The following is a 22,553-nucleotide window of genomic DNA, read 5'->3' on the forward strand; positions in this document are numbered from 1 at the left end:
CTCTCATCAGGCCGGATTAGGGATATCAATAAAGGTCACATCCAGATCGGTATTTTCCGTCAGCCACTCGCTGAGGGCGCGAATGCCGCCGCGCTCGGTGGCATGATGGCCTGCCGCGTAGAAATGCAGTCCCTGTTCACGCGCCGAGTGAATGGTCTGCTCGGAAACCTCGCCGGTGATAAACGCATCGACGCCGAAACGCGCGGCGCTGTCGATAAAGCCCTGACCGCCCCCGGTACACCAGGCCACACGCTTCACCGTATCCGGACCGGTATCGCCGCTCCACAGAGGGCGACGTCCCAGGCGCGCTTCAATCCAGGATGCCAGCTCCAGCCCCGGAACCGGCATCGCCAGTTCGCCCCACGGCACCAGCGGCTCAACTTCGCCCATCACGGTAATGCCCAGTAGCTGCGCCAGCTGGACGTTGTTGCCGAGCTCAGGGTGCGCATCCAGCGGCAAATGGTAACCGTACAGGTTGATATCATTTGCCAGCAGCGTTTTCAGGCGGTTACGCTTCATCCCGCGAATAATCGGCGATTCGTTTTTCCAGAAGTAACCGTGATGGACAATCACCGCGTCGGCGTCCTGACGAACGGCCTCGTCCAGCAGCGCCTGGCTTGCCGTGACGCCGGTGATAATTTTTTGCACCGTCTCGCGTCCCTCGACCTGAAGCCCATTCGGGCCGTAATCGCTGAAGGAGGCGCTGTTCAATTTTTCGTTAATCAGGCTTTCCAGTTCGCTGTTTTTCATCATCACTCTCTTATGCTTTGCGGGCCGCTTCGTACGCTGCCAGCGTGGCGACACGCGCCTGTTTATGGTCGACAATCGGGCGAGGGTAATCCAGCTTTACACGCTGTTTATCCGCCCATGCCCACGGTTCGTGGATCGCTTTAGCAGGTATACCGTTAAGCTCAGGCACCCAGCGGCGGATAAACTCGCCGTCCGCATCAAATTTTTGTCCCTGAGTGGTCGGATTAAATATCCGGAAATAGGGCGCGGCATCGGTGCCGGTAGAGGCTGCCCACTGCCAGCCGCCGTTATTCGCCGCGAGATCGCCATCGATCAGCTGAGAGATAAAATAGCGCTCTCCGATACGCCAGTCGATAAGCAGATCCTTCACCAGAAAGCTGGCGGTAATCATCCGCAGGCGGTTGTGCATCCACCCGGTTTCATTCAGCTGGCGCATGGCGGCATCGACTATCGGGTAACCCGTCTGCCCTGTTTGCCAGGCTTTCAGCAGCCGATCGTTCGATTGCCACTTTACATTATCGGTCCAGCCAATGAAGGGACGATGCTTACATAAATCAGGGTGATACGTCATCAGATGGCGGTAGAACTCGCGCCAGATCAGTTCATTCAGCCAGACGGACCCTGCGCCCCCCTCCAGCGCCTGCGGCTGCTCCGCCAGCAGGCGATGTAAACACTGGCGAGGAGAGATCGCGCCCAGCGCCAGACAGGCCGACAGGCGGCTGGTGCCCTCGATGGCGGGAAAATCACGACGCGCGTCGTAATTGCCTGCGTTCTGTTTGCAGAACTGGCGCAGTTGGGCGATAGCTGCTTTTTCATCGGCGGGGAACAGCGTTTCATCAAACGACTGCTGAGGGTAATCAAACGTCAGTTCAGGCAGATCCTTTATGGCTTCGCCTCGCACGGCAGGCGCGGCAACGCACTCCGGCAGCGCCTCTTTCAGACGTTTGATAAAGGCATTTTTGAACGGCGTAAAAACTTTATACATCTCGTGGCTGCCGGTCATCACGCTGCCCGGAGCCAGCATTACGCTGTCATCAAACCCTTCGCAGACCACCCCTTCCAGCATCTTCTCCAGCTGACGGTCGCGCTGCTGCTCGTTGAATTCGTACTGATAGTTGTAAAAAAGATGCGTAACGTTGTGCTGCTTACAGATCGCCTGCACCGTCTGAAGCTGTGCGGCAAAATCACTCACCTCTTTATAGAGAAGCGGTATGCCTTTTCCGGCCAGCGAGTGCTGCAGAACGGTCAGATACGCACGGAGCAAGGCCGCCTGGCGGGGAGCCATATCGTGCTGCCGCCACTGATCGGGCGTGGCCATAAACAGAGCCAGTACGTTAGCGTCTTTGTCGCGACAGGCCGCCGCCAGTGCGATGTTGTCATGTACGCGCAGGTCCGCGCGAAACCAAACCAGATGGGTGGGCATAAAACTCCAGGCTATTGTCCATTATGTCCATAAGGGCATGCCGTAAAAGGAAAAAGCATGCATTGAACTACTTTGCCATGAAGTGTAGACGGGATGAAATAAAAAAGGCCGCCCGAGGCGGCCTTAACGCTACTTGTCCTGCGCTATCGTGGTTAAAGCGACAAACACATTCGGTTCATCGCTCTTTACAACGAGTACGCTGGCGACAATGAACGCGATGCAAAAATAGCGTTTCATTATGCGGTCCCTGCAGCTAACCGCTCCACCGTTCACCACCGGTGATAAGTCGGTGGACACAAGCCCTGACGAGAGCCTGACTTACGGTTGTGGTGACGCCTTTCCCGGGACCGGTGCCCATGTGCGAGATGGCGGAAAGGGACGCTGCATAGTAGTTGGCCCTCGCGTAAAAGGTAATCCACTGAAATGATTTTTAAGAATCTATTTAGGGATTTGCCGTTTGATTACTTAAGGACCCGAGATATTCTTGTAAGCCTCTGACGAGGGCTTGAAGACCCCCCCAACGGACCGCGAATCCCGAGGGACAAAAAAACCGCCACATTGCTGTTGGCGGTTTTTTTATAGCTGTGTGTAGTCTTCGTATCAGTAGAAATCGCAGGTCGCTTTCTCGGCCTGATCCATCCACACCGGCTTCTCGCTGGTTTTCGCCCAGACGCGGTGCAGATAGCTGTAAAAACGTGCACGATCTTTCCAGAACAGCATCACCGGCAGCGCCAGCACACCAGCCACTACGGCGAAAGTGCGACGCATGAACACGATATGAGCCGGATACTCTTTATAAAGATCCATATTTTCTCCCCTATAGTTGGCCGGAAACGTCATCCGGAAAATTCAAAATCTGTGACCTGGCTAAAATAATATCGCTTTGACTGTAATTTTACTACTCATCCGACCACTTATTTTTATCCATTTAGTGAATATTTACATTCACGCCGTAATTAAGTTACAAAAAAGTTAACGATTTACTTATCAATAGTTAAATTGTGGGCTTTGTCATTTTTATACTTTTTTTACACCCGCCCTCCCCATTTTTGCGAAATCTTTGCGCCAGAAATCCTACCGTTAGAACAACAACGAAAGTCACCCGGAGGTGGATTGTGAGTGCAGGTCTTATTGCCGGCATCGTGCTGGTGTTCCTGTTATTGGCTTATCTGGTCTATGCCCTGATTAATGCGGAGGCCTTCTGATGGCTGCTCAGGCGTTTCTGCTTATTGCCAGCTTCTTAGTGGTACTGTTCGTTCTGGCAAGACCACTGGGAACGGGGCTAGCACGATTGATCAACAACGTCCCCCTGCCCGGCACGGGAAGCGTTGAGAAAGGGATCTGGCGCGTACTCGGAATAGACGATCGGGAGATGAACTGGCGTGACTATCTGATCGCCATTCTGCTGCTGAATATCGTTGGGCTCGTTGCGCTTTTTGCCATGCTGATGCTGCAGGGCATCCTGCCGCTTAATCCGCAACAGTTACCGGGTCTCTCCTGGCATCTTGCGCTGAACACGGCGGTCAGTTTTGTCACCAACACCAACTGGCAGTCCTATTCCGGCGAAACCACGCTCAGCTACTTCAGCCAGATGGTCGGGTTAACCGTGCAGAACTTCCTCTCTGCCGCGAGCGGTATTGCGGTGATCTTCGCGCTGACGCGTGCGTTTGCGCGCCAGAAAGTGAGCACGCTCGGTAACGCGTGGGTGGATCTGACCCGCATTACGCTGTGGATCCTGCTGCCGATTGCGCTGCTGATCGCGCTGTTCTTTATTCAGCAGGGCACCCTGCAAAACCTGCTGCCTTACGCGCCTTATACCTCGCTGGAAGGGGCAAAACAGCTCCTGCCGATGGGGCCAGTCGCGTCGCAGGAAGCCATCAAGATGCTTGGAACGAACGGCGGGGGCTTCTTCAACGCCAACTCGTCGCATCCGTTTGAAAACCCTACCGCCCTGACCAATTTTGTGCAGATGCTGGCGATTTTCCTGATCCCCGCCGCGCTCTGCTTTGCCTTTGGTGATGTGGTCAACGATCGCCGTCAGGGCCGCACCCTGCTCTGGACGATGTCGCTTATCTTTGTGGTCTGCGTGGCGCTGGTGATGTGGGCTGAATGGCAGGGTAATCCGCACTTCCTTTCACTGGGTGCCGACAGCGCAATCAACATGGAAGGTAAAGAGAGCCGCTTTGGCATTCTTGCCAGCAGCCTGTATGCGGTGGTCACCACGGCGGCCTCATGCGGGGCGGTCAACGCCATGCACGATTCCTTTACGGCGCTGGGCGGCATGATCCCGATGTGGCTGATGCAGATTGGCGAAGTGGTGTTTGGCGGCGTGGGCTCTGGTCTTTACGGCATGCTGCTGTTCGTGCTGCTGGCGGTGTTTATTGCCGGTTTGATGATTGGTCGCACCCCGGAATACCTGGGTAAAAAAATCGATGTTCGCGAGATGAAGTTAACCGCGCTGGCGATTCTGGTCACCCCGGCGCTTGTGCTGCTCGGCACCGCGCTGGCGCTGATGACCGAGGCCGGACGCAGCGGCATCTTTAACCCCGGCATCCACGGCTTTAGTGAAGTGCTGTATGCCGTCTCCTCTGCCGCCAACAACAACGGCAGCGCCTTTGCAGGCTTAAGCGCCAACTCTCCTTTCTGGAACTGTCTGCTGGCGTTCTGCATGTTCGTGGGTCGCTTCGGGATCATTGTGCCGGTTATGGCGATTGCCGGATCGCTGGTGAATAAAAAAATTCAACCGACCACCACCGGGACATTACCGACCCACGGCGCGCTGTTTATCGGCCTGCTGACGGGCACCGTGTTACTGGTCGGCGCCCTGACCTTTATCCCCGCCCTCGCGTTAGGCCCGGTCGCGGAATACCTCTCTTTACGCTGATTTTGCGGAGAAATTGTCATGAGTCGTAAACAACTGGCCCTGTTCGAACCGTCATTAGTTCGCCAGGCGCTCATGGATGCGGTGAAAAAGCTGAGCCCGCGCGTGCAGTGGCACAACCCCGTGATGTTTATTGTCTGGGCGGGAAGCGTCCTGACCACCGCCCTGGCGATTGCCATGGGAACGGGCCACATGCCGGGGAATGCGATGTTTACCGGCGCCATCAGCCTGTGGCTGTGGTTTACCGTGCTGTTCGCCAACTTTGCGGAAGCGCTGGCGGAAGGCCGGAGTAAAGCCCAGGCCAACAGCCTGAAAGGTGTAAAAAAAACCGCCTTCGCGCGCAAGCTACGTGAGCCGAAATACGGCGCGCAGATGGACCACGTTCCGGCGGATGAACTGCGTAAAGGCGATGTGGTGCTGGTGGAAGCCGGTGACATTATCCCTTGCGACGGAGAAGTTATCGAAGGGGGCGCCTCGGTGGATGAAAGCGCCATTACCGGGGAGTCCGCGCCGGTGATCCGTGAGTCCGGCGGCGATTTCGCCTCCGTGACGGGCGGGACGCGCATTCTCTCCGACTGGCTGGTGATCCAGTGTAGCGTTAACCCGGGGGAAACCTTCCTCGACCGGATGATCGCCATGGTGGAAGGCGCGCAGCGTCGTAAAACGCCGAACGAGATTGCCCTGACCATCCTGCTGGTGGCCCTGACCATCGTCTTCCTGCTGGCAACCGCGACGCTGTGGCCGTTCTCCGCCTACGGCGGCACCGCGGTCACCATCACGGTGCTGGTGGCGCTGCTGGTCTGCCTGATCCCAACCACCATTGGTGGCCTGCTGTCAGCTATCGGCGTAGCCGGCATGAGCCGTATGCTCGGTGCCAACGTCATCGCCACCAGCGGACGTGCGGTTGAAGCCGCCGGTGACGTGGATGTCTTACTGCTGGATAAAACCGGGACTATTACCCTCGGTAACCGCCAGGCGTCAGATTTCTTACCCGCCCCGGGCGTGGATGAAAAAACGCTGGCAGATGCCGCGCAGCTCTCTTCGCTTGCCGATGAAACCCCGGAAGGCCGCAGTATCGTGATCCTCGCCAAGCAGCGCTTTAACCTGCGCCAGCGCGACGTTCAGAGCCTGCACGCCACTTTCGTGCCCTTCACGGCGCAAACCCGCATGAGCGGCATTAACATTCAGGATCGCATGATCCGTAAAGGCTCTGTTGACGCCATCCGTCGCCACATTGAGGCCAATAACGGCCACTTCCCACCGGAAGTGGACAGCCTGGTCGAAAGCGTGGCCCGTCAGGGGGCCACGCCGCTGGTGGTGGCCGAGGGCTCGCGCGTGCTGGGGGTGATTGCCCTGAAGGATATCGTCAAAGGCGGCATCAAGGAACGCTTTGCCCAGCTGCGTAAAATGGGGATCAAAACGGTGATGATCACCGGGGATAACCGTCTTACCGCCGCGGCGATTGCCGCCGAAGCGGGCGTGGATGATTTTCTTTCTGAAGCCACACCGGAAGCCAAGCTGGCGTTGATTCGTCAGTATCAGGCGGAAGGCCGTCTGGTGGCGATGACGGGTGACGGTACCAACGATGCCCCTGCCCTGGCGCAGGCCGACGTGGCGGTGGCGATGAACTCCGGTACCCAGGCGGCAAAAGAGGCGGGCAACATGGTCGACCTCGACTCTAACCCGACCAAGCTGATTGAAGTGGTGCACATTGGTAAGCAGATGCTGATGACGCGCGGGTCGCTGACCACGTTCAGTATCGCCAACGACGTGGCGAAGTATTTCGCCATCATTCCGGCCGCGTTTGCTGCGACCTATCCGCAATTAAACGCCCTGAACGTGATGCACCTGCACTCCCCGGCCTCGGCCATTCTGAGCGCGGTGATATTTAACGCCCTGATTATTGTCTTCCTGATCCCGCTGGCGCTGAAAGGCGTGAGCTACAAGCCGCTCACCGCCGCCGCCATGCTGCGCCGTAACCTGTGGATTTACGGCCTGGGCGGGCTGGTGGTGCCTTTCATCGGTATCAAGGTTATCGACCTGCTGTTGACGCTGTTCGGCCTGGTTTAAAAGGTGAATCAAATGACCATGTTACGTCCCGCTATACTTCTGTTTATTCTGCTGTCTCTCATTACCGGCGGGCTGTACCCGCTGGTGACCACCGCGCTGGGCCAGTGGTGGTTTAAGGATCGGGCTAACGGCTCGCTGATACTGCAAAACGGTGAAAACCGCGGTTCTCGCCTGATTGGTCAGAACTTTACGGATGCCCGTTACTTCCAGGGACGCCCTTCCGCCACTGCCGAAAGCCCGTATAATCCGATGGCATCCGGCGGCAGTAACCTGGCGGGCAGCAACCCGGAGCTGGACAAAGCCGTCGCTGAGCGCGTGGCAGCCCTGCGCGCCGCGAATCCGCAGGCCAGCCGTGAGGTGCCCGTAGAGCTGGTGACCACCTCGGCCAGCGGACTGGACTACAGCCTGACGCCGGCAGCAGCGGCATGGCAAATCCCGCGCGTCGCCGCGGCCCGTCAGCTGACCGTCGAACAGGTTAGCCAGCTGGTTGCAGAGCACACGCAAAAGCCGCTGGTCAGCTTCATCGGCATGCCCGTGGTGAATATTGTTGAGCTGAATCTGGCGCTGGACGCGCTAAGGAAAAACTAAATGACCGACGAGCCCATGCGCCCGGATCCGGACAGGCTGCTCGAACAAACGGCCGAAGCCCATCGCGGCAAACTGAAAATTTTCTTTGGCGCCTGCGCAGGCGTCGGGAAAACCTTCGCCATGCTTACGGAAGCCCAGCGGCTTCGGGCGCAGGGGCTCGATATTTTGATTGGCGTGGTTGAAACCCACGGACGTAAAGAGACGGCATCACTGCTGAAGGGGCTGGCTACCCAGCCGCCCCGCCGCATCAGCCACCGCGGTCGGTTAGTTACCGAATTCGATCTTGATGCCGCCCTCGCCCGCCGTCCCGCCCTTATCCTGATGGACGAGCTGGCGCACAGCAATGCGCCAGGCTCACGCCACCCGAAGCGCTGGCAGGATGTTGAAGAGCTGCTCGAAGCCGGCATTGATGTTTTCACGACGGTGAACGTTCAGCATCTTGAAAGCCTGAACGACGTGGTCAGCGGCGTGACCGGCATTCAGGTGCGCGAGACGGTGCCCGACCCCTTCTTTGATTCTGCCGATGAAGTGGTATTGGTCGACCTGCCCCCCGATGATTTGCGCCAGCGCCTGCACGAAGGCAAAGTTTATATCGCCGGCCAGGCCGAGCGCGCCATCGAACATTTCTTCCGCAAAGGTAACCTGATTGCGCTGCGCGAGCTGGCCCTGCGCCGAACCGCCGATCGCGTCGACGATCAGATGCGCGCCTGGCGCGACCTGCAGGGTCAGGAACGCGTCTGGCATACGCGGGATGCCATCCTGCTGTGCGTCGGCCACGGCAGCGGCAATGAAAAGCTCGTCCGCACCGCCGCGCGCCTGGCGGCCAAGTTTGGCAGCGTCTGGCATGCTGTGTATGTCGAAACGCCGCAGCTGCACGCGCTGCCTGAAAACCAGCGTCGCGCTATTCTGAGTTCGCTGCGTCTGGCGCAGGAGCTGGGTGCCGAAACCGCGACGCTTTCCGATCCGCAGGAAGATAAAGCCATTCTGCGCTACGCGCGCGAGCACAACCTGGGGAAAATCGTCATTGGCCGTCGCCAGCATCGCCGATGGTTTAGCCGCGAATCCTTTGCCGACAAGCTGGCTCGTCGTGCGCCGGATCTGGATCTGGTGATCGTGGCGCTGGATGACAAACCTACCCCCTTACCCAATCGCCCACCGGACAGCCGCACCTTCAGCGATAAATGGCGCATTCAGCTCCGCGGCTGTCTTGTCGCCGTCGTGCTCTGTGCCCTGATTACCGTCATTGCCAGCCAGTGGCTGATTGCGTTTGATGCCGCCAACCTGGTGATGATTTACCTGCTTGGCGTGGTGGTGGTGGCGCTCTTTTACGGGCGCTGGCCGTCGGTACTGGCGACGGTGGTCAACGTCATCAGCTTCGATCTGTTCTTTATTGCCCCCCGCGGGACGCTCGCGGTGTCGGACGTACAGTACATCCTTACCTTCGCCGTGATGCTCACCGTCGGGCTGGTGATCGGGAATCTGACGGCAGGCGTGCGCTATCAGGCGCGCATCGCCCGCTATCGCGAGCAGCGCACGCGCCATCTCTATGAGATGTCGAAATCGCTGGCGGTGGGCCGCACGCCGCTGGATATTGTGCAGACCAGCGAGCAGTTTATTCGCTCGACGTTTCATGCCAGCAACCTGATTTTGCTCCCGGACGAGCACGGTAAGCTGCGCCCGCTGACGTCGGCCTCAGGCATGACGCCCTGGGACGAAGCCATCGCGCGCTGGAGCTTTGATAAAGGGCTACCGGCGGGCGCAGGGACCGACACCCTGCCCGGCGTGCCCTATCAAATTCTGCCGCTGCGCAGCGCCGATAAAAATCAGGGGCTGGTGATTGTTGAGCCCTCCAACCTGCGCCAGCTGATGATCCCCGAACAGCAGCGGCTGCTGGAGACCTTTACGCTGCTGGTTGCCAGCGCGCTGGAGCGGCTGGCCCTCACCGCCAGCGAAGAACAGGCCCGGCTGGCGAGCGAGCGTGAAAGTATTCGTAACTCGCTGCTGGCGGCACTCTCTCACGATCTGCGAACCCCGCTCACCGTCCTGTTTGGTCAGTCAGAAATCCTGACGCTGGACCTGGCGGCGGAAGGCTCTAAACACGCGCTTCAGGCCAGCGAGATTCGCCAGCATGTGCTGAATACCACGCGTCTGGTGAATAACCTGCTCGATATGGCGCGTATCCAGTCAGGCGGTTTTAACCTCAAAAAAGAGTGGCTCACGCTTGAAGAGGTGGTGGGCAGCGCCCTGAAAATGCTCGAACCCGGCCTGGGCGGGCGGCATATTGCGCTGAACATGCCCGAGCCCCTGACCTTAATTCACGTTGATGGTCCGCTGTTTGAACGGGTGCTGATCAACCTGCTGGAAAATGCCGGCAAGTATGCGGGCGCCAGCGCGCAAATTGGCGTGGATGCGACGGTGGACGAGGGCACGCTTCGCCTTGACGTCTGGGATACCGGGCCGGGCATTCCTGCCGGGCAGGAGTTGGCTATTTTTGAAAAGTTCGCACGCGGCAATAAGGAGTCAGCCATTCCGGGCGTGGGGCTGGGGCTGGCGATTTGCCAGGCGATCGTTGACGTCCATGGCGGGTCCATCTCCGCAGAGAATCGTCCCGAAGGCGGCGCGCGGTTTTGTGTTACACTTCCTCTGGAAACCCCGCCAGAACTTAATGAATTACCAGAGGATTTGTGATCAACGTTCTGATTGTTGAAGATGAGATCGCCATTAGCCGTTTTCTGCGCGCTGCGCTGGAAGGAGACGGTCTGCGCGTTCATGATGCGGGTACGCTTCAGCGGGGTTTAATTGAAGCCGCCACCCGCAAGCCGGACCTGGTGATCCTCGATCTTGGTCTGCCGGACGGCGACGGCATCGATTTTATCCGGGAAGTGCGTCAGTGGAGCCAGATGCCGATCCTCGTGCTCTCCGCCCGTACTGAAGAGACGGATAAAATCGCGGCGCTGGATGCCGGGGCGGATGACTATCTGATTAAACCTTTTGGTATCGGCGAGCTACAGGCTCGCCTTCGCGTAGCGCTGCGTCGCCACAGCGCCACCACGCCCGCCGACCCAACCTACACGTTTGGGGATATCCGGGTCGACCTGGCCGCGCGGCGCATTGTGCGCGGTGAAGAAGAAATTCACCTCACGCCAATAGAATTTCGCCTGCTCGCCGTGCTGCTCAACAACCACGGTAAGGTACTCACCCAACGCCAGCTGTTAAGTCAGGTGTGGGGACCCAACGCGGTGGAACATAGTCATTATTTACGCATATATATGGGACATCTTCGTCAGAAACTCGAAGTTGACCCCGCTCGCCCCCGCCATTTATTAACTGAAACCGGTATCGGTTATCGTTTTATGCTTTGAATAACTATTCATTTTATTTTAAATATAAACGAAGCCCCTCATAAAATATTTCACAAATAACCCATAAATTATTTTTACAGGCTATTTTTGCTAATTTAAAACATTGTTAACACAACCTGTTAACGCAACACCAACAAATCAGAATTTTGATCTGCGATATTCATCTAAAACGAATATTTATTTCTGATTTGATCGGTTAACGGTGATCTACCTCACGGTTAATCGCCTTTCTCTGGATAAAATGACCATGCTTTCAATTACTGAAAAGAAAATGAAACATGGAAAACAACAATCGCTTAATGCCCCATATAAGGCGGACAACACATATCATGATGTTTGCCCACCGAAACTGCTTTGACTTTCATCTCTTTAATGCCCGTTAGTCCTTCGACTTCTGGCGCACTCGCTTACAGGTTATCCTGAAACACCTTATCTTACAGGCTATTGCCTGTGATCTCGTGCGCTCATTCATCTTGATTCAGACTCATCCGCACCGGGCGGACTGAATTTCAATCATCAAAAAAGCAATTCACTGATTTTAATCAGCGGCCACCCTTTGCTTTTTTTCCGGAAAATTATCGATTTCTTTCTTGCAAGAAATCGAGGGACGCTTATTACCTAAAATAAAGAGAGAAAGATGAAAAGTTTAAAAATCGCAGCCAGCCGTGCATGTCCGGATTGCTTTACTACCCAACGAGAACTGGTAGATGTCCGCGCCTCTGATTATATTGATGTTGCCGCCGTTGTTCTGGCGGTCACGGATATTGCCAGCGGTATTTTGGACGAAATAGAAGCCACCGGTTTTGGCATTCCTGTATTTGTCGCGACGCACAAAGAAGAGTTCATCCCGGCAGACTATTTATCGCGCATACATGGCGTATTTGAGTATTCAGACACCAGCAACGACTTTTATGGACGCCAGCTGGAAGCGGCTGCCCAGAAGTATGAAACCCAGCTGCGCCCGCCGTTTTTCCGCGCCCTGGTCGATTACGTTAAACAGGGCAACAGCGCGTTTGACTGCCCGGGGCATCAGGGAGGACAGTTCTTCCGCCGCCATCCTGCCGGTAATCAGTTTGTCGATTTCTTTGGCGAGACGCTTTTTCGCTCCGACCTGTGTAACGCCGACGTGGCGATGGGCGATCTGCTGATCCACGAAGGCGCGCCGTGCATCGCCCAGCAGCATGCGGCAAAGGTCTTTAATGCCGATAAGACCTACTTCGTGCTGAATGGCACCTCGTCGTCCAACAAAGTGGTGCTAAACGCCCTGCTCACGCCGGGCGACCTGGTACTGTTCGACCGTAACAACCACAAATCTAACCATCACGGTGCCCTCCTTCAGGCTGGCGCAACGCCGGTCTATCTGGAAACCGCGCGCAACCCGTACGGCTTTATTGGCGGCATTGACGCCCACTGCTTTGAAGAAAATTATCTGCGCGAGCTGGTGGCAGAGGTGGCGCCGGGCCGTACGCGCGATGCGCGTCCGTTCCGTCTGGCGGTGATCCAGCTGGGTACCTACGATGGCACCATCTATAACGCCCGTCAGGTGGTGGATAAGATTGGGCACCTGTGTGATTACATCCTGTTTGACTCGGCCTGGGTGGGCTACGAGCAGTTTATTCCGATGATGGCCGACTGCTCTCCGCTGCTGCTGGAGCTGAACGAAAACGATCCGGGGATCCTGGTCACCCAGTCCGTACATAAGCAGCAGGCCGGCTTCTCGCAGACCTCGCAAATCCACAAGAAAGACAGCCACATCAAAGGGCAACAACGCTATGTCCCGCACAAGCGGCTGAATAATGCCTTCATGATGCACGCCTCCACCAGCCCGTTCTATCCACTGTTTGCCGCGCTGGACATCAACGCCCGAATGCATGAAGGCCAGAGCGGCCGCAACATGTGGATGGACTGCGTGGTGAACGGTATCGAAGCGCGCAAGCTGATTCTGGAGAACTGCCGGTATCTGCGCCCCTTCGTGCCGGAGACGGTGGATGGCCGTGCATGGGAAAGCTGGGACACGGCGGAAATTGCGACCGACCTGCGCTTCTTCCACTTCGTACCGGGTGAAAACTGGCACGCGTTTGAAGGCTACGCCGAGCATCAGTATTTTATCGACCCGTGCAAGCTCCTGCTGACCACGCCGGGCATTAACGCCCGCACCGGGGAGTATGAGGACTTCGGCGTGCCCGCCACCATCCTCGCCAACTTCCTGCGTGAAAACGGTATCGTGCCGGAAAAATGCGATCTCAACTCGATCCTGTTCCTGCTCACGCCTGCGGAAGATATGGGCAAACTGCAGCAGCTGGTGGCGCAGCTGGTGCGCTTCGAAAAACTGCTCGAGAACGATGTTCCGCTGAAAGAGGTCCTGCCTTCTCTCTACAAACAACATCCGGAACGTTACGCGGATTACACCCTGCGCCAGATCTGCCAGGAAATGCATGACCTGTACGCCCGCCACAACGTGAAACAGCTGCAGAAAGAGATGTTCCGCAAGTCCCACTTCCCGCGCGTGATGATGAACCCGCAGGACGCGAACTACGCCTATCTGCGCGGTGAAGTTGAACTGGTCTCCCTGCGCGACGCGGAAGGCCGTATCGCCGCCGAAGGTGCGCTGCCTTACCCACCGGGGGTGCTGTGTGTTGTCCCTGGGGAAGTCTGGGGCGGTTCCGTGCTGCGCTACTTTGCCGCCCTGGAAGAAGGCATCAACCTTCTGCCGGGCTTCGCGCCGGAGCTGCAGGGTGTGTACGTCGAGGAGTGTGAGGGTCGCAAACAGGTTCGCTGCAACGTCATCAAACAACCCGCCGCTCAGCCCGCGCTGCTGAAAGGAGAGAAATTATGAGTAAGTCCAATAAGATGGGCGTGGTGCAGCTGACCATCCTCACCATGGTAAACATGATGGGCTCCGGGATTATCATGCTGCCCACCAAGCTGGCCGAAGTGGGGACCATTTCGATTATCTCCTGGCTGGTGACGGCAGTCGGTTCGATGGCGCTGGCGTGGGCGTTCGCCAAGTGCGGGATGTTCAGCCGTAAGTCAGGCGGCATGGGCGGCTATGCCGAATACGCGTTCGGCAAGTCGGGCAACTTTATGGCGAACTACACCTACGGCGTGTCGCTGCTGATCGCCAACGTGGCGATTGCCATCTCCGCCGTAGGCTACGGTACGGAGCTGTTTGGCGCGACGCTCAGCCCGGTACAGATTGGTTTAGCTACCATCGGCGTGCTGTGGATCTGCACCGTGGCTAACTTTGGCGGCGCGCGTATCACCGGACAGCTCTCCAGCATCACCGTCTGGGGCGTGATTATCCCGGTTGTCGGCCTGTGCATCATCGGCTGGTTCTGGTTCAGCCCGACACTCTACGCCAACTCCTGGAACCCGCACCATGTGCCGTTCTTTACCGCGGTCGGCTCTTCTATCGCCATGACGCTCTGGGCCTTCCTGGGTCTGGAATCCGCCTGCGCAAACGCGGAAGTGGTAGAGAATCCGGAAAAGAACGTCCCGATTGCGGTCCTCGGCGGTACGCTGGGCGCGGCGGTGATCTATATCGTCTCGACTAACGTGATTGCAGGTATCGTACCGAATATGGATCTGGCTAACTCCACGGCGCCGTTCGGGCTGGCCTTCGCACAGATGTTCACCCCGGAAGTCGGGAAAGCGATCATGGGTCTGATGGTGATGTCCTGCTGCGGTTCGCTTCTCGGCTGGCAGTTCACCATCGCGCAGGTGTTTAAATCTTCGGCTGATGAAGGTTACTTCCCGAAAATCTTCTCCCGCGTAACTAAAGCGGATGCACCGGTGCAGGGCATGCTGGCGATTGTCATCTTCCAGAGCGGATTGTCGCTGATGACCATTAGCCCGTCGCTGAACAGCCAGTTCAACGTGCTGGTCAACCTGGCGGTAGTGACGAATATCATTCCGTATATTCTGTCGATGGCAGCGCTGGTGATTATTCAGAAGGTGGCGAAGGTGGATCCACGCAAAGCGCGTGCGGCCAATATTGTGGCGCTGATTGGGGCAATCTACAGCTTCTATGCGCTCTACTCATCCGGCCAGGAAGCGATGCTCTACGGGGCAATGGTGACCTTTATGGGCTGGACGCTGTACGGTCTGGTGTCACCACGGTTTGAATTGAAGAATAAGCATAGTTAAAAAAAGCCCGGTGGCGCTAGCGCTTACCGGGCCTACGAGGTCAATGCAAAACGGCAACACAAGGGTTGCCGTTTTTAATGTTTTCTCTCTCTCCCAGTGGGAGAGGGCCGGGGTGAGGGCATCAGCCCGCACCAGAACACGACTTATGCGTTTTTCAGCACTTCGCTAACAATCTCTACCGCTTCTTTCTCAATCTGCTGACGGTGCTCAGCGCCGAGGAAGCTTTCGCAATAGATTTTGTACGCATCTTCCGTGCCGGACGGACGCGCGGCGAACCAGCCGTTCTCGGTCATCACTTTCAGACCACCAATGGATGCACCATTGCCCGGTGCTGCCGTCAGACGCGCGGTGATCGGATCGCCCGCCAGGGTGCTTGCGCTGACCATCTCCGGAGAGAGTTTGGACAGGGCCGCTTTCTGAGCTGACGTCGCGCTCGCCTGAATACGGTTATAGCTTGGTGCACCAAAGCGTGCCGCCAGGTCATTGTAATGTTCCTGCGGGTTCTTACCGGTGACCGCGGTGATTTCCGCCGCCAGCAGGCACATGATGATGCCGTCTTTATCGGTTGACCATGGCGTGCCGTCGAAACGCAGGAAAGATGCCCCCGCGCTCTCTTCACCACCAAAACCGAAGCTGCCGTCGTGCAGACCGTCAACGAACCATTTGAAGCCCACCGGCACTTCCACCAGCTTGCGGCCCAGCGCCTCGACCACGCGGTCGATCATCGCGGAGGACACCAGCGTTTTACCGACAGCTACCTCTTTACCCCACTGCGGACGGTGCTGGAACAGGTAGTTAATCGCGACGGCCAGATAGTGGTTCGGGTTCATCAGCCCGGCAGGGGTGACGATACCGTGACGGTCATAATCCGGGTCGTTAGCAAACGCCAGATCGAATTTATCACGCAGCGCCAGCAGGCCCGCCATCGCGCACTCAGAGGAGCAGTCCATACGGATCGCGCCGTCTTTGTCCAGGTGCATAAAGCGGAAGGTCTGATCGACGTGATCGTTCACGATGGTCAGATCCAGCTTGTAGTGCTCGGCGATACGTTTCCAGTATTCGATACCGGAGCCGCCCAGCGGATCCACGCCCAGCTTCAGGCCGGCTTTCTGGATGGCCGCCATATCGACGATATCCGCCAGGCCTTCTACAAACGGCTGAACCAGATCCTGCTCTTTCACATGACCGGACGCCATAGCAGCATCCAGAGAAATGCGTTTCACGCCTTTCAGGCCGTCAGCCAGCAAGGCGTTAGCACGATCTTCCACCACTTTGGTGACGTTAGTGTCTGCCGGGCCACCGTTAGGCGGGTTGTATTTGATACCACCGTCTTCCGGCGGGTTGTGGGATGGCGTGATCACGATACCGTCAGCCAGCGCGCCACCTATTTTGTTGTGCACCAGGATGGCGTTAGAGACCGCAGGCGTTGGGGTGAAGCCGTTGTTCTCCTGAACAATGACATCGACGCCGTTTGCCGCCAGCACTTCCACCACTGAGATGAACGCCGGTTCAGACAGGGCATGGGTATCTTTCCCCACGTAGCACGGACCGGTAACGCCGTTTTTAGCGCGCTCTTCCGCAATGGCCTGAGCAATGGCCAGAATGTGCGGTTCGTTAAAGCTGTGGCGCGCCGCGCTGCCGCGGTGACCAGATGTACCAAACTTCACTGCGTGTTCTGCGTTGCCCACGACCGGTTTCAGCACGTAATACTGCGCGGTCAGCTGAGCGACGTTAATCAAATCGCTTTGTTGTGCAGGTTGGCCTGCACGGCTGTGATTTGCCATTACCGGGTCCTTCTGATGCAAGGGTTAAATTGTACCGCAAACCTTCTCAATCAATTCCGCCGGGAACTGCATGGACTGCATGATATGTTCAATCATGCTGCACTTGCGGCCCGTATTGGTATTGGTGATCACCCAGTACGGGGTGCCAGGAACATGTTTGGGTTTGGTTTGATTGCCATTTTGCAGCAGCGTCTGCTCGTCGCCCGCGAAATAGACGCGAGTACGGCCGTGAAGCGACTCGGTCGCTTCAGCAAACGCTTTGTTATCCAGTGAATAAAGTGTAGACAGCACTAGCATAAAGCGGTTAACCGCCTTTTTCTGCTCCGCGTATTCATCGGAGAGCAGCAGCTCGCGCATCGCGCGCACTTTATCTTTTGCCGGCGTCACGGCAGGTTTTGCTTGCGCAACAACGCTCGGCTGAGACACGACATCTTTGGTGACTGGGGTAGCAGGCTGTGCAGCGGCGGAAATTTTAAGCATGCGCCGTAAAATGTCGGACGCGCTCTCCCCGATATGCCGCGTCTGGCTGGCAATATACTGATAGAGTTCGTCATCAACTTCGATTGTTTTCATCTTAATCCAGTGCGATTTCTTATCTGAATACAAGTCATTGGGATTATAAGGTCAAATCCCAACAGCGGATAGCGTCAAACCTGGTTGGCAGCAAAAGTCAGATTAAACTGGAACCTTGCAGCCGGGCGGCAGAATGGTCAACATGATACCCTAACCTGACATACGTAAAAAAAGAACTTTGCCATGAAATTGAATACCCGAGCGCAAACTGCACAATCGCCGAACAATAATTCTCCCATCGTACTGGTTCACGGGCTTTTTGGCAGCCTGGATAACCTGGGCGTGCTGGCGCGCGATCTGGTTACCGACCACGATATTTTACAGGTCGATATGCGCAATCACGGTCTTTCCGGGCGTTCCGACGAGATGACCTACGCGGCGATGGCGCAGGATCTGCTGGATACGCTGGATGCACATAGCCTGCAGAAGGTAACGCTGATCGGACATTCCATGGGTGGCAAAGCGGTGATGGCCCTGACGTCACTGGCCCCGGACCGTATTAGCGGCCTGGTGGTGATTGACGTCGCGCCCGTGGATTATGACGTCCGTCGTCATGACGAGATTTTTGCCGCCATTAATGCGGTCACAGAAGCGGGTGTCGCGACACGTCAACAGGCGGCTGCCGTCATGCGTGAGCATCTTGATGAAGAAGGCGTAGTGCAGTTCCTGCTGAAGTCGTTTGTTGACGGGCAATGGCGTTTTAACGTGCCGGTGCTCTGGGACCAGTACAACAATATCGTGGGCTGGGAAACGGTACCTGCCTGGCCACACCCTACCCTCTTCATTCGTGGCGGTAACTCTCCTTACGTAACCGACGCGTACCGCGACACGCTGCTGGCCCAATTCCCGCAGGCTCGCGCCCACGTGATTGCCGGCGCCGGGCACTGGGTGCATGCGGAAAAACCGGATGCCGTACTGCGCGCCATTCGCCGCTATCTCGCTGATACTGCAAATTGATTAAAAAGAAAGCGACTGGAAGGCTGCGGGCTTCCAGTCGTTGGCGTGCCGTTTTTGGTGATGTATGATGGCGCGCTTATCGCCCGGGCATTAGCAGGGCGGCGTGTTTCCCCCGAAGTCTCAGAATCATGGCCAAAGAACAAACGGACCGTACGACACTAGATCTGTTCGCGAATGAGCGTCGCCCGGGACGACCCAAGACGAATCCGCTTTCGCGCGATGAACAGCTGCGTATCAATAAACGCAACCAGCTTAAACGCGATAAAAATCGTGGGCTTAAGCGTGTCGAACTGAAGCTTAACGCCGACGCCGTCGATGCACTGAACGAGCTGGCTGACGCGCGAAATATCAGCCGCAGCGAACTCATTGAAGAGATGTTGATCGCCCAGCTTGAGACGTTACGCAGCCAGGCATAAGTCTGAAAATTCCCTTTATCGCCCTTTTCATGTAGCACAGAGTGCAGTCCTGCGCGATAGCTGTTTCCGCAGGGTTGCCAGTTCTGCTATTATTGCCCTTATCCGTGGCCGAATTGCGCCACCATACTATTAAGTTTCAAGAGGTTATTTTACTCATGGCAATCATCGGCATTTTCTTTGGCAGTGATACCGGCAATACCGAAAATATCGCAAAAAACATTCAAAAACAGCTCGGTAAAGACGTTGCTGATGTGCATGACATCGCCAAGAGCAGCAAAGAAGATCTGGAAGGCTATGACATTCTGCTGCTGGGTATTCCTACCTGGTACTACGGTGAAGCCCAGTGCGACTGGGATGATTTCTTCCCGACCCTGGAAGAAGTGGACTTCAACGGTAAGCTGGTGGCCCTGTTTGGCTGCGGCGATCAGGAAGACTACGCTGAGTACTTCTGTGACGCGCTGGGTACTATCCGCGACATCATTGAGCCGAATGGCGCAGTGATCGTCGGCCACTGGCCAACTGCCGGTTACCACTTCGAAGCGTCTAAAGGCCTGGCCGATGACGATCACTTCGTGGGTCTGGCCATCGACGAAGACCGTCAGCCAGAACTGACTGCCGAGCGTGTTGAGAAGTGGGTTAAGCAGATCCGTGAGGAACTGCACCTGGACGATATTCTGAACGCCTGATTTTTATCGCGGCGCAGCGGCGGCTGCGCCCGTGCTCCAGGTCAAACCGATTAAATTAATCGCTACAATCTTTTAACTTTTTCGCCCAGACCTGTACAATGTCTCCCTGATAAAATGTGGTTTTCCATTGAGCAAGTTTGTTGGTGATACCCCATTTTTATAAGCATATTTTGCCTGAGACTTGCAGTTTTCATTTAGCCATGGCAGTTCTATAATGAGACGCATTATCCCAGGTGCATTTTCTGTCACTTCCTACAGAAGTGAATCGTTTAGCAACAGGACAGATTCCGCATGACTGACAACAATACCGCATTAAAGAAGGCTGGCCTGAAAGTTACGCTTCCTCGGTTAAAAATCCTTGAAGTGCTTCAGGGTCCAGACAATCACCATGTCAGTGCGGAAGACCTTTATAAACGTCTTATCGACATGGGTGAAGAGATTGGGCTGGCTACCGTCTATCGCGTGCTGAACCAGTTTGATGACGCGGGCATTGTTACCCGTCATAATTTCGAAGGCGGTAAATCTGTTTTCGAACTGACCCAGCAGCAGCACCACGATCACCTGATCTGCCTCGATTGCGGCAAGGTCATTGAATTTAGCGATGATTCCATTGAATCACGCCAGCGTGAAATCGCGGCGCGTCATGGCATCCGCCTGACCAACCACAGCCTGTACCTTTATGGTCACTGCGCTGAAGGCGATTGCCGCGAAGACGATCACGCGCACGACGCGAAATAATCAGTATTCATACTCTGAGCCAGCCGTAAGGTTGGCTTTTTTTTGCCAAAAAAATGCCCGGTAAGCGCAGCGCCACCGGGCATGATAACAGCGAATTAGTTACTGTTATTGCTTCGAATTTCTTTCCAAATCTGGTCGCAACGCTTCGCCACTTCCTGATCGTTACCAGTTTTACGCGCCTGAATACAGGCCTGGTAATCCATCACGCGGACATTTTCCTGCGTCGCAAACTGCTCATGCGCTTTCTCTTTCTTCAGCACATTCAATACGCTCTGACAGGCTTCAATCTTCTCCGGCGATCCTTCAGCGGTATTGATGCAGGCGCTATACGCCTCCTTCAGGCGGGAATCTTCTTTGGGTGCCTGAGTCTGAGCACATGCCACCAGACCTGACGCCAGCAGCGCGATAGTTACGATTTTTTTCATCATGTACAGTCTCCGGTCCGGCGGGCGCTAACCCGCCGGACAATTCATCAGAAGATGGTGAACGGTGCGATAACCATGAATTTCACGTCACGCTCATCCTGGAAGATGTTTCCGTAACCGCCCGCGTAGCTCGGGATATCGGAGTGGTTGTCATACTGAGTGAAGTGCAGTTTGAACATTGTGCCTTTCGCACGGCCATCCTGCAGGGTATAGATAGCATCGAGGCTGTAGGAAGACTCTTTCAGGCGATAGTTTGGATCGTAGTAGGCGTCCGGTGTTGCCATATCGGCAGGTTTTGCATCCCAGGCGTAAGCGTAAGACGCGCCCACCGCCCAGCCAGGCAGGTTCCAGTTTTTCAGGTCATACATTGCGCCGAAGAAGACCGCTTTCTCGCCGTCGGCGTTGAAGTCGGAACGGTTATCCCACCAGATATCAAGACGACCGTTGGAGGAGGCGTAGGTCGGGGTCATACGCTGCAGGAAGTAGCCCTGCTGCCCTTCCGCCTTCACCCATGTGCCTTCCAGACGTAAATCAACCTGACCGACCTTGTAGCCGAAAGTTAACGCCTGCAGCCACGCGGTGCCGTCATAAATGTCATTGACGCCGCCGTTACTGACTTTATCGCGCGTACCGTAGAACTGGTAGCTGGTGCTCAGCGGGCTACCCGCGACATCGAATTTATAGCTGGCCTTGGCAAAGTACTGATCGATATAGCCTTGTGCCTGACCGAATGCCGCTTCAAGCACGAGATCGTTTTTGAAGTCGTACTTCGCGCCCAGCGAGTGCAGATAATCGACTTTGGTTTTTTTATCATTCTGGTAGAACTTGTCCATCTCGATGTGCCACGGCGCTTTGTACTCGTTGGTCCACATATAGGAGAAGCTCAACGCACCCGCATCACCGTAGTCAAAGTTAGCCCCGGCTTCCGCACCCTGATAGGTACCCGGCATAAAGCTCCAGTGCGGCGCTAACAAGGTCTGGCCAGTTGGCTGAATATAACCACCGCGCGCCCATACCGGACCGTATTTAAATTTCGCGGCGGCTTTGTAAAGGCTGATACCGCTCTTATCCCCGGACCAGTCTTCTTTATACGCTTTGTTGCTGGAGGAGAAGGCAATTTCGTTCGGATGGCCGCTGTCGCCGTTTTCCGCCATTTCAATTGCGGTGAACGCAGCAATATCCAGACCGAACATATCTGCGGCATAGCCTGACTGGAAGTCCAGGTTGGCGTTCCAGGTGGAATGAGAAAGGTTGGTTTTATATTTGTCTTCAGTGACGTCTTTACGGTCACGTTCACGCTGCCAGTAATAGATACCGCCCGTGAGGGTAGAATCGTCGATGAAGCCCGCGGCTTTCGCCTCTGGTGTCACCACCAGGCCCGACATTGCTGTCACACCGGCAATAGCCAGCGCCAGCGCACTACGTTTGCCACTGAACGTACGCATAGATTATTCCTCTTTGACGAATTAAAACGCCTGAAACGGCGTAAATAAAAAAGACCAAATGGTCAGGGGTAGTTTTAAATACCCTCGAATTAACTACCGTCTTTAGGTTATTTTTCGCGACGCGAATTATCAATGCTTTTTAGCGGACAAAAGTCAGGATTATGACGAAGTGCACATAATTGGTAGTGATTTGTAACATTTACAGGAAGGCGAGGAATGACGGGGAATTATCAGGTATTTCAGTGGATAGACGTGAGTTCTCTTTCCTTTTTTATCACCTTTTTGATTTTCGTAATGACACAAACTTTT

20 protein-coding genes are annotated in these 22,553 nt (G+C 55.9%); 13 read left to right on the forward strand and 7 right to left on the reverse strand.

Annotation, left to right across the window (positions count from 1 at the left end; translation table 11 throughout):
- Window positions 1–6 precede the first annotated feature (6 nt).
- The 3 genes from N037_RS14175 to N037_RS14185 form a co-directional block, all read right to left on the reverse strand.
- Entirely contained in the window at window positions 7–750 is a 744-nt protein-coding gene (locus N037_RS14175; RefSeq protein ID WP_023334925.1) for a type 2 GTP cyclohydrolase I, read from the reverse strand.
- A 10-nt stretch (window positions 751–760) separates the two neighbouring features.
- Entirely contained in the window at window positions 761–2,173 is a 1,413-nt protein-coding gene (gene phrB / locus N037_RS14180) for a deoxyribodipyrimidine photo-lyase (protein ID WP_032641675.1), read from the reverse strand.
- Between the two features lie 600 nt (window positions 2,174–2,773).
- Window positions 2,774–2,980 (reverse strand): YbfA family protein, encoded by a 207-nt coding sequence (locus tag N037_RS14185; RefSeq protein ID WP_014069366.1) that lies wholly within the window; start codon window positions 2,978–2,980, stop codon window positions 2,774–2,776.
- Between the two features lie 308 nt (window positions 2,981–3,288).
- On the opposite strand from N037_RS14185, the gene kdpF reads away from it, so the two are divergent.
- The 9 genes from kdpF to potE all read left to right on the forward strand — a co-directional run bounded on the left by kdpF (window position 3,289) and on the right by potE (window position 15,220).
- Complete coding sequence (gene kdpF, locus N037_RS24665) at window positions 3,289–3,378, forward strand: K(+)-transporting ATPase subunit F (protein WP_082440898.1); 90 nt, start codon at window positions 3,289–3,291, stop codon at window positions 3,376–3,378.
- Window positions 3,378–5,057, forward strand: coding sequence for a potassium-transporting ATPase subunit KdpA (kdpA, locus tag N037_RS14195; protein WP_032641680.1), 1,680 nt, complete (start codon window positions 3,378–3,380; stop codon window positions 5,055–5,057). Before kdpF ends, kdpA begins: the two co-directional genes overlap by 1 nt.
- A gap of 18 nt (window positions 5,058–5,075) precedes the next feature.
- Window positions 5,076–7,124, forward strand: a complete 2,049-nt coding sequence (gene kdpB, locus N037_RS14200; protein WP_032641682.1) for a potassium-transporting ATPase subunit KdpB — start codon at window positions 5,076–5,078, stop codon at window positions 7,122–7,124.
- Between the two features lie 12 nt (window positions 7,125–7,136).
- Entirely contained in the window at window positions 7,137–7,712 is a 576-nt protein-coding gene (gene kdpC / locus N037_RS14205) for a potassium-transporting ATPase subunit KdpC (RefSeq protein WP_023334921.1), read from the forward strand.
- Window positions 7,713–10,400: a two-component system sensor histidine kinase KdpD gene (gene kdpD, locus N037_RS14210; RefSeq protein WP_032641685.1), complete on the forward strand. Its 2,688-nt coding sequence runs from the start codon at window positions 7,713–7,715 to the stop codon at window positions 10,398–10,400.
- Window positions 10,397–11,074, forward strand: a complete 678-nt coding sequence (kdpE, locus tag N037_RS14215) for a two-component system response regulator KdpE (protein ID WP_008501074.1) — start codon at window positions 10,397–10,399, stop codon at window positions 11,072–11,074. Before kdpD ends, kdpE begins: the two co-directional genes overlap by 4 nt.
- Window positions 11,075–11,352: 278 nt before the next feature.
- Window positions 11,353–11,457: a leader peptide SpeFL gene (gene speFL, locus N037_RS24670; protein WP_003858645.1), complete on the forward strand. Its 105-nt coding sequence runs from the start codon at window positions 11,353–11,355 to the stop codon at window positions 11,455–11,457.
- Window positions 11,458–11,711: 254 nt separating this feature from the next.
- Complete coding sequence (speF, locus tag N037_RS14220) at window positions 11,712–13,910, forward strand: ornithine decarboxylase SpeF (protein WP_032641687.1); 2,199 nt, start codon at window positions 11,712–11,714, stop codon at window positions 13,908–13,910.
- Window positions 13,907–15,220: a putrescine-ornithine antiporter gene (potE, locus tag N037_RS14225; RefSeq protein ID WP_032641689.1), complete on the forward strand. Its 1,314-nt coding sequence runs from the start codon at window positions 13,907–13,909 to the stop codon at window positions 15,218–15,220. The genes speF and potE overlap by 4 nt, the downstream gene beginning before the upstream one ends.
- Window positions 15,221–15,363: 143 nt before the next feature.
- On the opposite strand, the gene pgm is transcribed toward potE, so the two are convergent.
- The gene (gene pgm, locus N037_RS14230; protein ID WP_032641691.1) at window positions 15,364–17,004 is read right to left on the reverse strand and encodes a phosphoglucomutase (alpha-D-glucose-1,6-bisphosphate-dependent); all 1,641 of its coding nucleotides are present in this window, start codon (window positions 17,002–17,004) and stop codon (window positions 15,364–15,366) included.
- A 24-nt stretch (window positions 17,005–17,028) separates the two neighbouring features.
- Entirely contained in the window at window positions 17,029–17,577 is a 549-nt protein-coding gene (seqA, locus tag N037_RS24890; RefSeq protein ID WP_023334915.1) for a replication initiation negative regulator SeqA, read from the reverse strand.
- A 183-nt stretch (window positions 17,578–17,760) separates the two neighbouring features.
- Here seqA and ybfF point away from each other — a divergent pair, with 183 nt between their 5' ends.
- The 4 genes from ybfF to fur all read left to right on the forward strand — a co-directional run bounded on the left by ybfF (window position 17,761) and on the right by fur (window position 20,374).
- Complete coding sequence (ybfF, locus tag N037_RS14240) at window positions 17,761–18,534, forward strand: esterase (RefSeq protein WP_032641693.1); 774 nt, start codon at window positions 17,761–17,763, stop codon at window positions 18,532–18,534.
- A 128-nt stretch (window positions 18,535–18,662) separates the two neighbouring features.
- On the forward strand, window positions 18,663–18,950 hold the full coding sequence (gene ybfE / locus N037_RS14245) for a LexA regulated protein (protein WP_023334913.1): 288 nt from the start codon (window positions 18,663–18,665) through the stop codon (window positions 18,948–18,950).
- Window positions 18,951–19,105: 155 nt separating this feature from the next.
- On the forward strand, window positions 19,106–19,636 hold the full coding sequence (gene fldA / locus N037_RS14250) for a flavodoxin FldA (RefSeq protein ID WP_008501067.1): 531 nt from the start codon (window positions 19,106–19,108) through the stop codon (window positions 19,634–19,636).
- 291 nt (window positions 19,637–19,927) lie between these two features.
- A complete protein-coding gene (fur, locus tag N037_RS14255) occupies window positions 19,928–20,374 on the forward strand; it encodes a ferric iron uptake transcriptional regulator (protein WP_023310771.1) in 447 nt (148 codons plus the stop codon).
- Between the two features lie 95 nt (window positions 20,375–20,469).
- Here fur and chiQ read toward each other — a convergent pair whose 3' ends face one another.
- On the reverse strand, window positions 20,470–20,799 hold the full coding sequence (gene chiQ, locus N037_RS14260; protein ID WP_032642003.1) for a ChiQ/YbfN family lipoprotein: 330 nt from the start codon (window positions 20,797–20,799) through the stop codon (window positions 20,470–20,472).
- A 47-nt stretch (window positions 20,800–20,846) separates the two neighbouring features.
- Window positions 20,847–22,244, reverse strand: coding sequence for a chitoporin ChiP (chiP, locus tag N037_RS14265; protein WP_023334910.1), 1,398 nt, complete (start codon window positions 22,242–22,244; stop codon window positions 20,847–20,849).
- Window positions 22,245–22,553 lie beyond the last annotated feature (309 nt).

It is taken from the genome of Enterobacter sp. EGD-HP1 (genome assembly GCF_000733275.2).
Taxonomy (GTDB): Bacteria; Pseudomonadota; Gammaproteobacteria; order Enterobacterales; family Enterobacteriaceae; genus Enterobacter.